Raw genomic sequence first — 17,204 nt, 5'->3', positions numbered from 1 at the left:
AGTTTTCTGCATGCCGCTGAATCTCTCGCACACCGCCCCGACGCTCATCATCCGGAAGAGCGCCTTTGAACGCGCCGGTCTGACGCGCGCCCAGTTCGATGAAGCACTCAACCTCACCCCTGACGAATTCCGTGTGGAAGGTGAGCTCATTGCGGTCGGTCCGCTGGTTGGTGAAGACACCGCCACCGATCTCATTGCGCAGCTCGAGGAATCGGGGCTCGCCTATTTCGACGACTTCTTCGAGCTGAGTGGCAACTGGCCCGAGTGGTTGCGGCTCTTCGCCATGGACGCGCGCACGCCCGGCTCAGCGTCCTGAACGCGTCTGGTTGGATGTGCGCAGGCGGGCACGCGCGGACTCGGTCCGTGCGCTGTTCGCCTGACGCCATGCGCGTCGACGCTCCCGCTCACGCGCCACCCATGCATCGCTGCGTCGCAGCAAGCCCTCCCAACCGCACGCCACACACCAGCTCCGGCGATTGCGCTCGCCAAAGCTGATCACGCGCCACCAGCCGTTGCGCTCCACGGCATGCGTGTCACCGTCGCACACTGGGCAACGATCCCCTTCCGTGATCATGCCCAGGAACACCTTCGTCAGCAGCCAGAACATGGCGAGCTGCAGCGACGCGATGACGACGATGAAAATGATCGCGTCTGACCGCGTCCAGCCCGTTGCTCCGGCATCGACCATCAGAGGCGCCGCTCCACGGCGTCCCACGGTTCGGCATAGGCCACGCCGTCCTCCACCCGATCGATCACCACATCGCTGCCCATTTCCAACGCGCCGCCATCCATGTGCTGCGCCGGCAGCAGATACTCGCGGCCATCGAGTGCATAACGCAGCTGTCCACGACCACCGGTCGCTACACCCTGTGTGACCTGCGCCAGCGTGCCCTGCAGCAGGAAACGTTCATCGACATGATCGGCGCGCGCACCCGGGATGGCCCACCGCGCGATCAGCAGCGACTGCAGCGCATACGCCGCTCCACCGGCCTTGAGTGCCACCAGCAGCTGCCAGTACCACGCCCAGGCATTGGTGCGCGTGAGCAGGTAGCCGGTGAGCCCGAACCCCACCGCAAACGCCGCCAGACTGGCGAGGTTCAGCGTCGGCGACGGCTCGGCGGCCGGGTTGTGTTCACTGCGACGCTCGTGCGGAGCGATCACCGGCTGCACCGAACGCTCGGTGCCATATAGCATCGCGTAAACCCCGAGCACGAGGCCGGTCAGCAGAAATCCAAGGGCGACAGCGGTCACGACAGTAATCCTGATCCAGAACCTGATCCAGCGGACAACGGGATGAACAACAGATATGCCCAAAAGAAACACCGGTCCGGGGCAGCGTGGCACCCGGCGATGTGGGCTATCCCTATCCTAGAACGCGGCCGACTCGAACCCGGGGCGCAGGAATTCCGCTGCCCGCCATTCCGCGTAGTACCATGGTGCCCACGGACGGGCGCCGGCGGTGAACCCCACATGACCGCCACGCGCCGGAAATTCGGCTTCCACCCAGGGCGCCGCCGCCACCGCCTGGCGCACGTCATCCAGCACGTCGGCTGGCAGGAATGGATCGTCCACCGCCGACAGCAGCAGCGTGGGCCGGGCAATACGGGAGAGGTACGGGAGCGAACTGGATCGTGCGTAGTAGTCGGCCGCGTCGGCAAACCCGTGCACGGGCGCCGTGAATGCGTCGTCGAAGTCCCACAGGGTGCGCACCCCCGCTATACCCAGCGAGGCGAGTTCCGGATGGCGCCGGATCTTGGCCAGCGCCTTCGGCTTGAGTGAGCGCAGGAACACATGTTCGTACAGCGCGCCAAATCCCTGCCCGATTCTCTTCGAGGCACGGGCGAGATCGAACGGTACCGAGATCGCTGTCGCGCCCGTCACTTGCCGCGGCAGCGCGTCGCCATCCTCGCCCAGCCACTTACACAGCACATTGCCGCCCAGCGACACGCCGACCAGTCCAATGGGCGCTGACGGATAGGCCGCGATCAGCTGACTCAGTACCCAGCGTGGGTCGCCGGTTTCCCCGGAATGGTATGACCGTGGCAGACGGTTCGGTTCTGAACCACAGCTGCGGAAGAGCAGCAGGTCGGCCGCCCATCCGCGGCTTCGGGCTTCACGGAAAAGCGCCCGCACGTAGTGGGAGTGCACCCCGCCCTCGAGACCGTGCAATAACAGCAGTCGGGGGCTGGTATCGCCCCGCGCGCCCGGCAGCCGCACAAGGTCCACAAAATCGCCGTCGGGCGTGTCCCACCGTTCAGTATGAGTGGGTGCCTGCGGTTCACGCCGACCGAGCCGACCCCAGATGGTGGCAGAGTGCGGGTCCGGGAGCCACCACGCGGCCCGGTACGCGCGGGCGGGACTGGCAGCTGGGGTAGTGGATGCAGGCATGAGCAGCCCGCAATATGTAGGCATGTCCGCCCTCCTCCAGAGTTCCGCGTCCGCCCTGGCCGACGCCACGGGCGCCTCCACCGTCATCAGTGGAAGCGTCATCGCCGCACTGACGGGGGCGTTGTTGGTGGCGGTGCTCAGCGCGGCGGTGGCGCATGGGGTGTTGCGCCCGTTGCTCGAAGCCCGGGGCATCGTGCCGTGGACCCTGCGTGATTCCCTGGGTTCACTGCCGCTGGTAATCGCGGGGAGTGCGCTTGCTACCGGCAGTGCGGTCTATCTGGCGGGTCAGTGGTTCAGCGCGGACTTCATGGTGCGCGTGTTATGCTTGGCCCTGCTGTGCGCGGGGCTGCTCACCGTGCGTCTCGGATTGCTTGCCTTGCGCAAGCTGACGTGAGCACGCGCCGCCGTCCGGAACGTCTCGCCGAACCCCACACCCCACTCGTGTGCTCTCGCGTCTCGCCAGAAATCTGACGTTCCAGGTCCTCGTCGCCGTGTCCATCGGCGTACTGATCGGCGTAGTGGCACCCGACACCGGCAAGGCACTCAAGCCGATCGGCGACACGTTCATCAATCTCGTGAAGATGGTGATCACGCCCATCATCTTCCTCACGATCGTGCATGGCATCGCCAGCATGGCTGATCTGCGCAAGCTCGGACGCGTGGGCGGCAAGGCCCTGCTCTACTTCGAGATCGTGTCCACGCTGGCGCTCGCGATCGGCCTCGTCATCGTGAACGTGACGAAGCCTGGTGCGGGACTCGACATCTCGGCCATGGCCACCGGTGACGTCAGCAAGTACACGACGGCGGGCAAGGAACAGAGCATGCTCGAGTTCATGCTGCATATCGTGCCGAGCAATGTCGTGGCCGCGTTTGCGAGTGGTGAGTTGCTGCCGGTGGTGTTTTTCTCCGTGCTATTCGGCGTGGCGCTCACCGCTGTTGGTGACGCGGGTCGTGATCTCATCGATCTGCTCGTGCGCCTGCAGGCGGTGTTCTTCCGCATCGTGCACATCGTCATGAAGGTCGCGCCACTCGGCGCGCTGGGTGCGATGGCGTACACCGTGGGTGCGTTCGGTCTCAAGACGCTGTTGCCGCTCGGCCGCCTCATGCTCGATGTGTACGCAACGATGGCCGTGTTCATCTTCGTGGTGCTGGGGCTCATCTGCCGCGCTTTTGGATTCCGGCTGCTGCCGTTCCTGCGCTATATCCGCGAGGAGATTCTCCTCGTGCTCGGCACGTCCAGCAGTGAAGCGGCGCTGCCGCGCATGCTCGAAAAGCTCGAGCGATATGGCTGCGCGCGACCGGTGGTGGGGCTCGTGATTCCCACGGGCTATTCGTTCAATCTCGATGGTACCAGCATCTATCTGTCGATGGCGGCCATCTTCATCGCGCAGGTATACGGTATCGACCTGAGCCTCGGCGAGCAGCTCACGTTGCTGGGCATTCTCATGCTCACCAGCAAGGGCGCGGCCGGTGTGACGGGATCGGGATTCATTGTGCTGGCCAGTACGCTGGCGGCCACGCGCACCGTGCCGGTGGAAGGTGTGGCGTTGCTGTTGGGCGTGGATCGCTTCATGTCGGAAGCCCGCGCGATCACCAACCTGATCGGCAATGGCGTGGCCACGCTGGTGGTCTCGCGCAGCGAAGGCGCTTTTGATGACACCAAACGTGTGATTGCCGAGGAAGAAATGCGGCGAGGAGTCACGGTATGACGCATGGGTACTCAGGGACGCCCCTGGTGCAGAAGCTGGGCATCAAGCCGGGTGATCACATCGCGGCCATCAACCCGCCGGAGCACTATCTCGAGCTGTTGGATCCCATGCCGGCCGGAGTGCGGATCGACGAGGACGCATCCGCCGAAACACGCCTGGTACATCTCTTCGTCACAGAGCAGTCCGTACTCGAGGCGCAGCTGGCGCGTATGCGCACGACGCTCGTGCCAACGGCCGTCCTGTGGGTGTCGTGGCCCAAGCGGACATCGAAGATGCCCACCGATGTGAGCGAGGACATCATCCGCGAGCTCGCCCTACCGATGGGGTGGGTGGACGTGAAGGTGTGTGCGGTGGACCAGGTGTGGTCGGGGCTCAAGCTCATGGTGCGCACGGCGCTGCGCTGACCGGCGTAGGCCGGCAGCCGTGCTGCACGACGTTACCCGTTTTAAGATTGTCGCATGCCTCCCGCAGACCTGCAGGTCCAGATTTTCGGCACCAAGAAAAGTGCCGATACACGCAAGGCGCTCCGGTTTTTTGCCGAGCGTCGTGTGAAGACCCATTTCGTGGATTTGGCCGAGCGTGCGGCATCGCTCGGGGAGCTCAAGCGCTTCACGCAGAAGTTCGGCGTGGAGGCGATTCTCGATCGCGATTCGAAGCGATTCGCTGAGCTCGGATTGCGCACTGCGATGTACGGCGAGGAGCGATGGCTCAGCATCCTCGCCGACGAACCGTATTTGCTGCGTCAGCCGCTGGTGCGCCTGCAGAACAAGTTGTGCGTGGGCGTCGACGAGAAGCTGTTCAAGGACTGGCTCGCGTAAAGAAAGATCGCGGCCGCAATCGCGGCCACGATCTCGGTGACCGTCGTGCTTACGGCGTGGTCACGTTCGGCGTGTACACCACGCCGTCGGGCGTTTCACCCGCCTTGATCTCGCCGAGCACTTTTCGTGCAGCCACATCGATGATGGCCACGGACGCACCCTGGCTGTACGACAGGAACACGTGTTTGCCGTCGGGCGAGAAGATGATGCCCTGAGGCGCCTTGCCGGTGAGGGTGAGTCGACCGAGTTCCTTGCGGGAGGCGCGGTCGATGAAGCGCAATTCTTCCTTGCGCAGGTCGGGCATGAGCACGAGGCGGTTGTCGGGCGAGTAGAGCACGCGATACGGCCAGCCGAAGCCTTCGGCGGCGGTGCTCACCGCGCCGCTTCGCGTGTTGACCACACTGACGAAGCCGGTGGCATTGCTGCCCACCCACACTTCGCTGCCATCGGGTGTGACGTTGATGGCTTCGGGTTGCGCCGGCACCGCGATCGTGCGCAGTGACTTGCCGGCCACGAGGTCGAGCTCCGAGACCGTGTTGCTGCCGATGTTGCCCGTCCAGCCGCGCTTGCCGTCGGCGGTGATGCCCACCATGTGCGAGCCATTCTGTTCGGTGGGAATGACCTTGGCGATTTCGCCCGTGGACACGCGCACGAGCAGCAGGGCGCGATTGGCTTCGGAGGTCACGGCGACGATGGAATCGCCGGGCATGAGCACGAGACCGTGTGGGCGCCGGTATTCACCGAGCGGTGCGGTGCGCGTGACCTTCTTGGATGGCACGTCGATGAAAGTGAGCGTGCTGCCGGGCTGTGGACCGGTGCCGTAGTCGGTGACGATGGCGGTTTTTCCATCGCGCGTGAGCACGATTTCATGCGGGCCGTGGCCGGTGGGCAGCGTGGCCAGCGTGCGTCCCGACGCCACATCGATGATGGTGGCGGTGCCGGGCGTCTTGTTGGTGACCACCAGTGTGCCGCGCATGCCGGCGGGCGCCTGCGCGGTCAGGGTGGTCGACCACAGGGCGCTGGACGAGGCGATCAGGGCCGCGCGCGTGACACGGCGCGAGAGTCGTGGGTACGAACGCATGAGTGGATCCGAAAGGCGTGAGATACGTCACTTGAAATACCGGTGTCCGTATTCAGAATCGTATCGGAAACCCGTCACCGCCACCCTGTCGTTCTCGCTGGAGCTGCCCGTCGTGCCCATCAATCATCGCGAAGTCTACGAAGCTGTGTATCTGTGCATGCGCGATCACCTCTCTTCGGTGGAAACGCGCGCGGTGAAGGGCGCCCCCCGGGTGTACCGCAGCGGCGATGCGGCGGACCAGGGACGGCTTGGCGCGGACAAGTATCGGACCGTCTTTCGCAGCAGCACCAACGACAACTACCGGTGGACCGGTCCCCGTCCTGTGCCGTGCAGCATTCCCATTCCGCCCGGCAAGCCAGCCGCCGGTGGCGTGTACACCTCGCTGGGCATGAATGACGCCCTGCTGGGTGAGCTCACGTTCTACGCCTTCAAGACCACACTGGATATCGACGTGGATCGGCAGCTCAATGGCCAGTCCACCACGCTCACGAGTGCAACGTTTCCGGCCATGGTGGCCACCAAGCGCATCTTCGAGTATGCGTTTCCGGTGGCCACGCAGATCGCCGATCTGTCGCTGAGCAGCAATGCCGGTCGCGGGCTCCTGCGCATTCTGGGCAATGACCCCAAGGTGAAGAAGGCGCTCACCGGTGCGCGCTTCACTACCGCGCGCGAAGCCTACCTGGCCAGTCACGACAACAGCCTGCCGCGTGCGATGGGGCAGGTGGTGCGGGACTTCTTGCCGGGCTACCAGGCCATCTGGGTGTCGAGTGTGCGCGCCGGTGCGGCGGTGAGCATGCGCGACGAAGAAGGGGACAATCTCGTGTTCTTTGGTCCCGACGGTGCGCAGCTCAACCTGCTCACGCCGGTGCGAGAGATCGGCTTTTCCTTGCAGCCCAACGGCAGCTACCGACACACGGCCAAAGCGATTCCCTGACGTGCGCCGATAGCCGTGTGTTGCCGCGTGCAGACGTCTAGCGCGCGAGGCCGATGGTCCGCGCGATGGAATCCGCGCGCAGCAGCACCCGCTCGGCGTTCAGCGAATCGCCGCGTGCCAGCAGACTGTAACCCGCGAGCTGTCCGGTGATCGCGTAGGCATACGGAATTCCCACCGACGGCGTGTCGATCCACTGCCCCTGCGCGATCACTGCTGACGGACCCTTGTACTGCGTCCAGAGGGAGTCACTTACGACCGTGTCGACGTGGTTGCCAGCGACATGGACGAACTCCGGGTACTCCGAGGCCTTTCGTTCCAGCAGGCGCTGCGTGAGTCCGTGATTCACCACGTAGTCCTCCAGTCCGATGCCGTTGGGATACCCACCCACGGAGAAGTGAATCGGCCGGCGCGGGAACTCGTTCTTGATCAACTGCAGCACCACGAGCTGGTCACGCAGGTGCAGGCCGGGCGGGATGGTTGCGCGAATCTCACCGTGTTCGAACACGGCTGGCTGCTGCAGCTCGATGTAGGGCGGAATCTGCGCCACGTCGGGCACGAGATGCCGTGCGAACCAGTCGGCGTTGAGATACGGCGTGATAGCAATGCGCACGTCGGGGCGCACGCCTTCCACGAGCTGCGCATACCACACGGGGAAAGAATCGTTGTCACCGTTGGTGACGAGGATGCCGTTGGGTGACACCGACTCGAGCAGGTCACGCCCCCAGTCGGCGGTGAAGGTTTCGCCATTCCGGGGCGCGGCACCGGCATTGCCCACCAACGGCACCAGGGCCGCAAGCATCACGCCGGACGTCACCAGCCAGCTCCGCATGGGCTGCTGCGCATTCGCAAAACGCTCGGCCAATGCCTGCCACAGGGTGCCGAGCCCAAGCGCCACCCACACACTCCACGTGGCAAAACTCCACAGGAAGAAGTAGTCGCGGTCGCGCACTTCGCGGTTCACGCTGTCACCAAGGTCCGGAGCCTGCGTGGCGCCGTACCGAAAGTTCAGATAGACGATCAACGCGGGTGTGAGGGTGAAGACCAGCGGACCGAAGAACGCAAACGAATCGCGATCGCGACGATAGTGGGTCCATCCGCCGAAGAGACCGAGGCCCAGCGCGAACATGGCGAGCACGCGCTGTAGCACCGGCATGGACTGCGCCGCATCACGCATCATCTGCCACTCGAAGTACTGCCACCACATGCCAAACTGCGCGGTGAGCGGCGCTTGTCGCTCGGCCACCTTGTGTCCGCCGTACTGCTCGCGTTGCACATTGGCCATCACCAGGCGGTAGGTCTCCTTGCTGAAGGTGCAGGAGAGCTTCGGGGCGCCAACGCAGGCGGTGGGTTCGCCCACGTTCATCGCCGGGTGATGCGCCGCGCGGATGGGCTGATAGAAGAAGACCGTGAGGCCAGCGCACAGCATGCCACCAGCCGCCAGCAACACGCGCCACTGCATCAACGTGGAGATGCGGCGCCACAGCACGTACACCCCAAACGCCGGCAGCGGCAGGAAACCGGCCGGGTGATTGGTGTAGCCCAATGCGCAGATATACACGAACAGCAGCAGCCAACTGCCTGATCGCCGGCTGTGCGCGGGCGCGTCATGCCACTGCAGTGCGCACCACGCCGATGCGGCAAGTCCGAGCATGGCGACGGTGTACACTTTTTCATTCACCACACTCTGATTCCACACGGTGAAGCAGGTGGCGCCCAATATCGCTGCCGCTGCCGCGATCACGAGGCGTGGCATGTTCGGCAGCTGCCAACCACGCAACGTGCGGTACGCCACCAGGAACCAGATGCCCGCGCTGATGGCGCTGGTGGTCGCCGCCAGCAGGTTCACGCGGCCGGCATACGAGAGTGGAAACGGAATGAGCGCAAACGCGTGCGCCACCAGCACGAACAGCGGATTGCCGGGTGGGTGCGGAATGCCGAGTACCTTGGCCGCGGCGATGTATTCGCTGGCATCCCACATGGCGGTGGTGGGCGCGAGCGTGATGACATATAACACGAGCACCAGCGCGCTGATGACTCCCGCCATGCGGTACGGAGGGGGATCCTGCGGTGGTGCTGCGGAACGATCACTGTGCCCGTACCACCACAGTGCCGCAGGCACGGCCACCATGTAGCCCACGGTGAGCAATACCGAGGCAAGATCGGCGCCACCAAACCACAAGTTGGTGAACCCGGCGAGAATCAGCGTGATGGCGCACGCGGCTCCGCCGAGCGGCGAAAGTGGTGAACGCCGCTGAAGGGTGCTGCTTGAATTGTCGGTCATGTTCAGGGCAGAGGGGGCGTCACCGGGGTCGGTGCGAGGGCGACGTCGTTGACGATCAACGTCACGTCCACCGCATCACGCGGCACCAGCGTGCGCGCGCGCCATTCAGTTGAGGACACCCGGGCCAGGGCGACCGTGCGGGCGGGTCCATGTGCATCGCCGGCGCGGCGCCAGGCGACGTCCTGCAGTCCAGTGCCGCGCACGACCAGCTCCACCACCCGCATGGTGTCGAGCAAGCGGTTGCCGAGGCCGGCGCTCAGGCTCGCGCTTAGGCTGTCGCTGATGCGACGCCCAATGCGGCTCGTGGCCGATGTGGTGGGGGCATGCGCCGCATCGGCCATGTGCGATGCAACCGGCACGGCGGAATCACCCAGCACGAGGGCCGCGGTGTGCACGCGTGACGCGAGCGTGAAGCGTTCGCCTTCCCGCACGGTGAGCATGAGCGCGAACGCGGCGGTGAGCATCACACCACCCAGACCCGACAGCGTGCCCCGTCGACGCCAGCGTGCCATGGGCATGGGCGCCACGAGACGATGTGGTACCGGCAGGGCCTGCACGCGCGCCATGATGCGGGTACGTGCATCCGACCGCTCGGCAGAGGGCGCGCGCATAGCCTCCGTCATCCAGCGCGGTGGAGCCGGTTCGCCTGCATGTGCATCGCCGGAATCGGCAAACGGAAAACGGCTCATGACAGGTGCTCCGACAACAGGGTCCTGAGACGGGAGCAGGCGCGCTGGACCCGCATCTTGAGCGCCGATACGCCGGCGCCGGTGACGGTGGCCATCTCGTCGTACGACAGTTCTTCGCCGAAGCGCAGCACGATGGCTTCGCGCTGCTCGGGGGCGAGCTGCGCCAGCGCGACGGCGAGTTCTTCGCGGCGATCGGTATGTGCGGCATCGGGCCCGTCCACCACGAGCCCCTCGTGCACATGCGGTTCGAGGGCGGTGTACCGCGCCTCTCTCGTCGCGCGGGTGCGGCACTGGTTGACCACGATGCGCAGCAGCCAGGCCAGAAACCGGTCGCGTTCGCTGTAACGTCCGATGTGGCGGTAGGCCCGCACGAACGCCTCCTGCACGACATCGTCGGCGTCGTCGGCATTCCCGAGCAGATTGGTAGCTACGCGCAGGCAATGCGCATGATGCCGGTCCACCAGCGTCGCAAACGCCTCCACACGGCCGGCCAGCACCTGCTGGACCAGCATGGCATCCGACAGCGCGGCGCCTGCGGAGGCCGCCTCGTGCTCGGGTGGTGGGGGGGAAGTCTGCGGGGGCACGACCTATAACTCAGCCAAAATCCCGATCGTCACAAGCGTCGACGTGTCATCTCGCACGGGATCAGGGGACCTGAGGGTGCGCCAAAAGCCCGTACGGGGCGATAAGATGGAACGGCGACCCCTCCCTACCAGAACCCCGGTCTCATGTTCCGCACTTTGGTCTCCCGTTCCGGCACTCGCTCCGGTTCCCTGCGCAGGCTGCTCACCGCGGCTGCGCCCTTCGTCCTCGCGTCCACTCCGGCCGTGCTCGGTGCCCAGGCTGCGGCCGCAGCACCCACGCCCGTACCGTCGGCCGAAGACCCACGCATCCACGAGATGGTCTCGTCGGCGTCGGTGGCCCGCATCGAAAGCGATATCCGCACGCTGGTGGGCTTCGGCACGCGGCACACGTTGTCCGACACCATGTCCACCACGCGTGGCATTGGCGCGGCCCGTCGCTGGATTCACGCCGAGTTCGAAAAGATCTCGAAGGCGTGCAACGGCTGCCTCGAGGTGCGGTATGTGGCGGAAATCTGGAAGGGCGACCCGAATGGCCGTATCAAGCAGGATGTGAACGTGGTCAACGTGGTGGCCATCCTGCGCGGCCGCACGGAGCCGAACCGCTACATCGTGCACACGGGCGACATCGACTCTCGTGTGTCCGATGTCATGAATGCCACAGCGGAATCCCCGGGCGCGAACGACAACGCCAGTGGTATCGCGGCCATCCTCGAGGCGGCGCGTCTGCTGTCGAAGCATCGTCCCAATGCATCGGTGGCGTTCGTGGCGCTGTCGGCTGAAGAACAGGGTCTCTTTGGTGGCGAGATCGTGGCCAAGGTGGCCAAGGCCGAAGGCTGGCGCATCGATGCCGTGATCAACAACGACATGGTGGGCAATACACGCGGCATCGACGGGGTGCACGAGAACACGAAGGCGCGTGTGTTTGCGCCGGGGCTGCCGGCCAACACGCCGGCGGCGGAACTGCGCCGCATTCTCACGAACGGTGGTGAACTCGACACGCCGTCGCGTCAGCTCGCGCGATACATCGACACGGTGGCCGATCGCTATTTCCCCAATCTCGATGTCGAGATCATCTATCGTCTCGATCGCTACGGCCGCGGTGGGCACCACACACCGTTCTTCAACCTTGGCGCGGCGGCCGTGCGCCTGATGGAAGCGCATGAAGACTACACGCGTCAGCATCAGGACCTGCGCACCGACAAGGGCATCAAGTATGGTGACGTGCTCGAAGGCGTGGACTTCGACTACGCTGCGAAGATGACGGCGCTCGACGCGGCCACGCTGCTCTCGCTGGCCTGGGCGCCCGCCGCACCCGACTCGGCCACCATCACCGGCGCCGTGCAGCCTTCCGCGCGTCTGCGCTGGAAGCCCTCGCCGTCGCCCGATGTGATCGGCTATCGCGTGTACTGGCGCAAGCCGAGCGAAGTGAACTGGACCCGTTCGCGCTTTGTCGGCAACGTGACCGACTTCACCGTACAGAACGTCATCATCGACAACTATTTCTTCGGTGTGGCGGCGGTCGGTCGCAACGGTCAGGAGAGCATGGTGGCGTTCCCGCGCTGATCTGGGAACAACAAAAAGCGGGAAGAACACAGATTACACGGATCGAAACAACAAACGCACAGATACAAACTTTTCTATTGTTTGTATCCGTGCGTTTTGCTTGCAAATCTGTGTGATCTGTGTTCCCCCCGCTGTTTGCCTGACTATTGCGACAGTGTCTTGCGGATGCCGGCTTCCACCAGCGGTGCCATGACGCGATAGCCTGCTTCATTGGGATGCACGCCATCAGCGCCGTACTCGGCGCGCAGCCCTTGCCGCGCATCGGCCATGGGCGTGTGATAGTCGACGTACGCATGGCGGTGTGAGGCCGCGTATTGCCGGATCCACGCGTTGAGCGCGACGATTTTGGGCGCGGGTTCGAGGCCCGGTTTCCAGCGATAGTCGAACACCGGCAGCACCGAGCAAAGCACCACACGGATGTTGTTGGCCGCTGCGAGTTCGGCCATCGACGCGATGTTGTCCTGGATCATGCCGAGCGTGGATGCCCCCGTGTTGCCGGCGATGTCGTTCGTGCCCGCCAGAATCACCACCACGGCCGGCTTGAGCGCGATTACGTCCTGGCGGAAGCGCAGCAGCATCTGCGGTGTGGTCTGCCCGCTGATGCCGCGCCCTATATAGGGCTTGTTGGGGAATTGGGCGGGGAAGTACCTCACCCACCCTTCGGTGATGGAGTTCCCCATGAATACCACGCGTTGTTCGCCGCGCCCCGGCGCACCAAGGCGCGCATTGTCTGCCTCGTAGCGGGCGAGGTTCGCAAAATCGGCCGCTGACACCGACTGTGCTTCGGCGTTCAGCGACATGCCAAGGCTGATGGGAAGCAGTGCCGCGCACAGTTTCGTGGACATCTGCATGAACAGGCGCATGGCGTGATTCTGCGATCGCGTTGTCAGCGCCGCTACCCGGCGTTTTCTTACGCCGCCATGAGCGAGTCCCGGCCGCCGCGCGCCTCCGCGCCAACGACCCCGAAGACGCCGTCGGAAGGCTCGCCCGCCATTCGCTGGCTGGTGCACCGTCTTGCCCATCGCTGCCTGCACTGGTCATTCCGCGATGTGCGGGTGTTCGGCGCCGAACGCATTCCGACCGATGGACCGCTGCTGCTCATTGGCAACCATCCGAATGACCTGCCCGATGTGCTGCAGGGGTTCTTCGTCACTCCGCGGCCGCTCCGGTACATCGCCACGCTCTCGGCGGCGTCCAGCTGGCCCGCCCGCAAGATCTATGAAGGGCTGGGGGTGATTCCGGTGGTGCGCGTCCGGGATGCCCGGGCCGAGCGCAGGAAGGGCACGGATATGAAAGCCGTGAACGCCGCGGCGGGGAATCTGGTTGCCGAGGCGTTGAGTGCTGGCCATGCGGTGGGGGTGTTCCCCGAGGGTGGCGTGCACAATGTGCCGTACGTGGGCAAACCGCGTGCCGGTGTTGTGAGGATGCTGCTGGAATATCCCATTGATGGCGCGAAAGATGTGACGATCGTGTCGTTTGGAGTGCAATACGAATCACCGCATCGCCCGGGCAGCGACTGTTGTGCGGTGATCGGCAGACCGTTTTCGCTGGGGGAGTGGCGGCGGGACGCGGATCAGATGGCTGGTCAGCGTGATGCCGAGAGTGCGGCGGACCCGAACCGTCCTCGCGCCCACGCTGCGGATCTGGCCGCGACGTTGCACGAGGCGTTGCGCGCGGTCACCCGCAATGCGCCGACCTGGTCAGCGGCCGAAGCCCGTGACCGGGTGATCGCGGCGGTGGCGGCCGGGCAAGGAGCTCGGGACCCGCTCGCCAACGCCATCGGACTCGTGTGTCATGCAGAAGCGCTTGCTGCGCCCGATGACCCGGGCAGCACGTGGGCGCTTCCGGTTCGTATGCAAACGATTGCCGACGACCTGAGTACCGCCGTCGAACGCGCTGGCGGCATCGGCACCTCCGCTCGCGATCATGCCGACCTGCGGGGCGCGCTCGAAGGCACCGCCACAATGGGCGCCGGTATGCTCTGGACGACCGCGCCCATCGCCGCCGCCGGTTGGCTCGTTCACGGGCCGGTGTTCGCTGTCGTCTGGCGGTTGGCACGCAAACTCGCCAAGGCTCCCGTCGACCTGATCGCGCTCACCTATTTGCCCGGCCTGTACCTGGTGCTGATCTGGTACCTGATGCTCACCGCGCTGCTGGGCATTGGTTTCCATGCTGGGGGCATCAGCGCGTGGTGGGCTGTGCCCTTCCTGCTGCTCGCGCCGCGGCTGGGAGATTGGGCAGTGGCCTGGCGTCATCGGTGGCGCCGCGCGCGCTTCATGGCGCGGGTGCGGGCCTGGCCCGTGGCCGAACGGCAGCGACTGGCCACGGCATATGTGTCGCTCGTGGCACTGTGGACTGAATCCGACCCGGATTCACCTCCGGATTCGATTAAACTGCCTCATCAATCCCGCAGTGCAGATTCTCGCAGTCCCTCAGCAGGTTCGCAGCAGGCATGACTCTCATTTCGATCGGTAATGCAGGCGTCGATTTTGGCGCCAGCGAGATCTTCCGCGACATCTCGTTCACCGTCGCCGCCGGTGACCGATGGGCCGTCGTTGGACGCAATGGCACCGGAAAGTCCACGCTGATTCGCCTCATCACCGGCGACCTCGCGCCCACGCGCGGCAACACGGCCCGCATGCCCGGCCTGCGCGTGGCGTTGATGGATCAGCATCGCCGTTTCCCGGAAGACCAGTCGCTGTGGGATATCGTCGCCGATGCGTTTGGCGAACTGCGCACGCTGGAACGCTCGCTGGCTCAGCAGGCGGCCAATCTCGAGCATGATCACAGCGAAGCCGCGATGGAGCGCTACGGCCGCGATCTCGAGCGATTCGAGCGCGACGGTGGTTACCAGATGGCCGCCAAGGTGGACAGTGTGCTCATGGGCGTCGGCTTCGATCCCGACGCCGCGCGGCAAACGCGCATCGGCACGCTGAGCGGTGGTGAACGTGGACGCGTGGCACTGGCCCGTCAGCTCGCCACGCCGTCCGACCTGCTGCTGCTGGACGAGCCAACCAACCACCTCGATCTCGAAACGACGGCGTGGCTGGAACAGCACCTCGCCTCGAGCGATCGCACGGTCATCTGCATCAGTCACGATCGGGCTTTCCTGGCCGCGATTGCCGACCATGTGCTGCACTTCGAGGGCGGCACCGCGTTCGCGTACACCGGCAGTTACGCATCGTTCGTGCAGCAGCGCGAAGAACGCCGTCTCACCCAGCTGCGGCAGTTCGACAAACAGCAGAAGGTGATCGCGGCTGAAAGCGACTACATCGCGCGCAACATCGCCGGCCAGAACACGGCGCAAGCCAAGGGGCGCCGCAAGCGTCTCGAACGTATGCCGCGTCTGTCTGCGCCGATTGGTGCCGATGGCGTCATGGCGCTGCGCCTCGAAGCGGGCAGTCGCAGTGGTGATCGTGTCATCGAAGCGCAGCATGTCACGGTGGGCGTGCCGACTCCTGAAGGCCCGCGTACGCTCGTGAAGGATGTGAACGTCGTGCTGGAGCGCAACGAAGTGGTGGCCCTCGTGGGTCCCAATGGCGCCGGCAAGAGCACGCTGATCAAAACGCTCATCGGCGAGTTGGAACCGTTTGGCGGGGAAGTGAAGACGGGGCCAAGTACCACTGTAGCGTACTATCGTCAGGACCTCGCCCACCTGCCGCTCGACCTCGCGATCTACGATGCCATCGCCGACCAGCGACCGTTGTGGGAACGCCGTCAGGTGCAGGGGCATCTGGGCCGTTTTGGCTACAGCGGCGATGAAGTGCAGCGCACCATCGGCACGTTGTCAGGTGGTGAGCGCGCACGCGTGGCCATGGCACTGCTCACGCTGTCCACGAACAACCTGCTCATTCTCGACGAGCCCACCAACCACCTCGACGTGGAGAGCATCGAGGTGCTCGAAGACGCGGTGGAAGCGTACGATGGCAGTGTGCTCATCGTGAGTCACGATCGCGCCGTGCTGCGCGGTCTGGCGACGCAGGTATGGGAGCTACGGGATCAGGAGTTCAAGGTGTTCCCGGGCACCTTCGTGGAGTGGGAAGAGCTGCGTGCGGAGCGCCTCGAACGTGAGGACAAGGAAGCACGGGCCGGCGCGCGCGCCGAAGCACAGAAGGAAGCCGAACGCACCGCCAAGCAGCGTGAACGCGAGGAGCAGCAGGCGCGGCAGAAGAACAGCAAGGCGTCACCGGTGGCCAGTCTCTCACCGGCCGACCTGCGCCGCGAACAGCGCGCCGCACAGAAGGCGCTGGCCGATACGGAACTGCTGGTCTCGGTGCTCGAAGGCAAGATCGAAGATCTCAGTGCACAGCTGGACAACTCCACGCTGTATGACACGCCCGCCGGCGTGCAGAAGGCGGCGCAGCTGGGCAAAGAGCTCGACGAAGCGCGGGAGTCACTGGAGCAGGCCATGCACGACTGGGGTGTGGCGGCCGAACGGGTACAGTTGATAGGCGCCGCCAAATGATGTGGCGCGGCGCGGTGCGCGCGGTCGTGATGCGGACCGCGGCCATGCTGCTGTTTCCGACAGCATTGGCCGCGCAATCTGCCACCGTGCCGCTTCGCCAGTTGCTCGATGACGCGAGTCAGCGCAACAAGCTGCCCGACAGTCTGATGTCGTACCGCGCGCGTGTGGAGACGGAGATCTCCACACTGCTGCGCCGCGAAGAGGGCACCGAGATGGTCGCCGCCATCGAGCAGGTGGCGAGCACCATGAAGTGGAACCGCGCCGGTGGCTACGAACAGCGCATCGGCGGGTATCGTACGCAGCAGCTCAGCGTGAACATGTCGATGCTGTCGCTGCTGCAGTCGGGATGGCTCAACCCGGTGTTGTACGGCAACCGTCTGCGCATTCGTCCGCAAGCCGCCAACGCGCGCCCCAGCCCCCGTGGGCGCACCCGCGTGGGTCGAGGCGATGGCTCAGACACTCTCCCTGCCATTCATCCGCTGGCCACCGACCGTGAGCAGTACTACCGCTTCACGGGTGGTGACACGGTAGTCACCATGCGGGCCGGCGATCGGGTCATTCCGATCGTGCAGGTAAGAGTACAACCACGCAGCGATATCAAGATCGACGTGGTGCTCTTCGACGGCGATATCGCCCTCGATGCCTCGCGCGGTACGCTGGTGCGCATGCGTGGGCACTTCGTGCGGCGCAAT

18 protein-coding genes are annotated in these 17,204 nt (G+C 65.0%); 10 read left to right on the top strand and 8 right to left on the bottom strand.

Features of this window, described 5'->3' with window-relative positions; genetic code table 11:
* The first annotated feature begins 10 nt into the window (after positions 1 to 10).
* On the top strand, positions 11 to 316 hold the full coding sequence (locus VGE27_RS14600; RefSeq protein ID WP_331050403.1) for a hypothetical protein: 306 nt from the start codon (positions 11 to 13) through the stop codon (positions 314 to 316).
* Here the strand turns inward: VGE27_RS14600 and VGE27_RS14595 are convergent.
* The 3 genes from VGE27_RS14595 to VGE27_RS14585 all read right to left on the bottom strand — a co-directional run bounded on the left by VGE27_RS14595 (position 305) and on the right by VGE27_RS14585 (position 2,412).
* Complete coding sequence (locus tag VGE27_RS14595; RefSeq protein WP_331050402.1) at positions 305 to 688, bottom strand: hypothetical protein; 384 nt, start codon at positions 686 to 688, stop codon at positions 305 to 307. The genes VGE27_RS14600 and VGE27_RS14595 overlap by 12 nt on opposite strands.
* A complete protein-coding gene (locus tag VGE27_RS14590) occupies positions 688 to 1,251 on the bottom strand; it encodes a hypothetical protein (protein ID WP_331050401.1) in 564 nt (187 codons plus the stop codon). The genes VGE27_RS14595 and VGE27_RS14590 overlap by 1 nt, the downstream gene beginning before the upstream one ends.
* 117 nt (positions 1,252 to 1,368) lie before the next feature.
* On the bottom strand, positions 1,369 to 2,412 hold the full coding sequence (locus tag VGE27_RS14585) for a YheT family hydrolase (RefSeq protein WP_331050400.1): 1,044 nt from the start codon (positions 2,410 to 2,412) through the stop codon (positions 1,369 to 1,371).
* Here VGE27_RS14585 and VGE27_RS14580 point away from each other — a divergent pair.
* The 4 genes from VGE27_RS14580 to VGE27_RS14565 are packed head-to-tail and all read left to right on the top strand — an operon-like array spanning position 2,411 to position 4,915.
* Positions 2,411 to 2,782, top strand: coding sequence for a hypothetical protein (locus VGE27_RS14580; RefSeq protein ID WP_331050399.1), 372 nt, complete (start codon positions 2,411 to 2,413; stop codon positions 2,780 to 2,782). The two genes, VGE27_RS14585 and VGE27_RS14580, sit on opposite strands and share 2 nt — an antisense overlap.
* Before the next feature lie 49 nt (positions 2,783 to 2,831).
* Positions 2,832 to 4,097, top strand: coding sequence for a dicarboxylate/amino acid:cation symporter (locus VGE27_RS14575; RefSeq protein ID WP_331050398.1), 1,266 nt, complete (start codon positions 2,832 to 2,834; stop codon positions 4,095 to 4,097).
* Positions 4,094 to 4,501 carry a DUF3052 domain-containing protein gene (locus VGE27_RS14570; protein ID WP_331050397.1) on the top strand — a complete coding sequence of 136 codons (408 nt, stop codon included), beginning with the start codon at positions 4,094 to 4,096 and terminating at the stop codon, positions 4,499 to 4,501. The genes VGE27_RS14575 and VGE27_RS14570 overlap by 4 nt, the downstream gene beginning before the upstream one ends.
* A gap of 54 nt (positions 4,502 to 4,555) precedes the next feature.
* Positions 4,556 to 4,915, top strand: coding sequence for an arsenate reductase family protein (locus tag VGE27_RS14565; RefSeq protein ID WP_331050396.1), 360 nt, complete (start codon positions 4,556 to 4,558; stop codon positions 4,913 to 4,915).
* Positions 4,916 to 4,964: 49 nt separating this feature from the next.
* Here the strand turns inward: VGE27_RS14565 and VGE27_RS14560 are convergent, their stop codons facing one another.
* On the bottom strand, positions 4,965 to 5,996 hold the full coding sequence (locus VGE27_RS14560) for a hypothetical protein (RefSeq protein ID WP_331050395.1): 1,032 nt from the start codon (positions 5,994 to 5,996) through the stop codon (positions 4,965 to 4,967).
* 112 nt (positions 5,997 to 6,108) lie between these two features.
* Here VGE27_RS14560 and VGE27_RS14555 point away from each other — a divergent pair, with 112 nt between their 5' ends.
* Positions 6,109 to 6,930, top strand: a complete 822-nt coding sequence (locus VGE27_RS14555; protein ID WP_331050394.1) for a hypothetical protein — start codon at positions 6,109 to 6,111, stop codon at positions 6,928 to 6,930.
* 37 nt (positions 6,931 to 6,967) lie between these two features.
* Here the strand turns inward: VGE27_RS14555 and VGE27_RS14550 are convergent, their stop codons facing one another.
* Genes VGE27_RS14550 through VGE27_RS14540 form a run of 3 tightly spaced genes read right to left on the bottom strand, consistent with a single transcriptional unit; the run spans position 6,968 to position 10,484 of the window.
* The gene (locus VGE27_RS14550; RefSeq protein WP_331050393.1) at positions 6,968 to 9,211 is read right to left on the bottom strand and encodes a DUF2723 domain-containing protein; all 2,244 of its coding nucleotides are present in this window, start codon (positions 9,209 to 9,211) and stop codon (positions 6,968 to 6,970) included.
* Between the two features lie 2 nt (positions 9,212 to 9,213).
* Positions 9,214 to 9,900 carry a hypothetical protein gene (locus VGE27_RS14545; protein ID WP_331050392.1) on the bottom strand — a complete coding sequence of 229 codons (687 nt, stop codon included), beginning with the start codon at positions 9,898 to 9,900 and terminating at the stop codon, positions 9,214 to 9,216.
* Positions 9,897 to 10,484, bottom strand: a complete 588-nt coding sequence (locus VGE27_RS14540; protein ID WP_331050391.1) for an RNA polymerase sigma factor — start codon at positions 10,482 to 10,484, stop codon at positions 9,897 to 9,899. Before VGE27_RS14540 ends, VGE27_RS14545 begins: the two co-directional genes overlap by 4 nt.
* 144 nt (positions 10,485 to 10,628) lie before the next feature.
* Between VGE27_RS14540 and VGE27_RS14535 the strand changes: the two genes are divergently transcribed.
* On the top strand, positions 10,629 to 12,047 hold the full coding sequence (locus tag VGE27_RS14535) for a M20/M25/M40 family metallo-hydrolase (protein ID WP_331050390.1): 1,419 nt from the start codon (positions 10,629 to 10,631) through the stop codon (positions 12,045 to 12,047).
* Positions 12,048 to 12,190: 143 nt separating this feature from the next.
* On the opposite strand, the gene VGE27_RS14530 is transcribed toward VGE27_RS14535, so the two are convergent.
* A complete protein-coding gene (locus VGE27_RS14530; protein ID WP_345788028.1) occupies positions 12,191 to 12,847 on the bottom strand; it encodes an SGNH/GDSL hydrolase family protein in 657 nt (218 codons plus the stop codon).
* A gap of 120 nt (positions 12,848 to 12,967) precedes the next feature.
* On the opposite strand from VGE27_RS14530, the gene VGE27_RS14525 reads away from it, so the two are divergent.
* The 3 genes from VGE27_RS14525 to VGE27_RS14515 all read left to right on the top strand — a co-directional run.
* Complete coding sequence (locus VGE27_RS14525; protein WP_331050388.1) at positions 12,968 to 14,503, top strand: lysophospholipid acyltransferase family protein; 1,536 nt, start codon at positions 12,968 to 12,970, stop codon at positions 14,501 to 14,503.
* Positions 14,500 to 16,512, top strand: coding sequence for an ABC-F family ATP-binding cassette domain-containing protein (locus tag VGE27_RS14520; RefSeq protein WP_331050387.1), 2,013 nt, complete (start codon positions 14,500 to 14,502; stop codon positions 16,510 to 16,512). The genes VGE27_RS14525 and VGE27_RS14520 overlap by 4 nt, the downstream gene beginning before the upstream one ends.
* Before the next feature lie 44 nt (positions 16,513 to 16,556).
* The coding region (locus VGE27_RS14515) for a hypothetical protein (RefSeq protein WP_331050386.1) at positions 16,557 to 17,204 on the top strand (648 nt) is incomplete at its 3' end.

Origin of the sequence: Gemmatimonas sp., from assembly GCF_036405635.1 — a bacterium.
GTDB lineage: Bacteria > Gemmatimonadota > Gemmatimonadetes > Gemmatimonadales > Gemmatimonadaceae > Gemmatimonas.
This window is presented reverse-complemented; position numbering and strand designations above follow the sequence as displayed.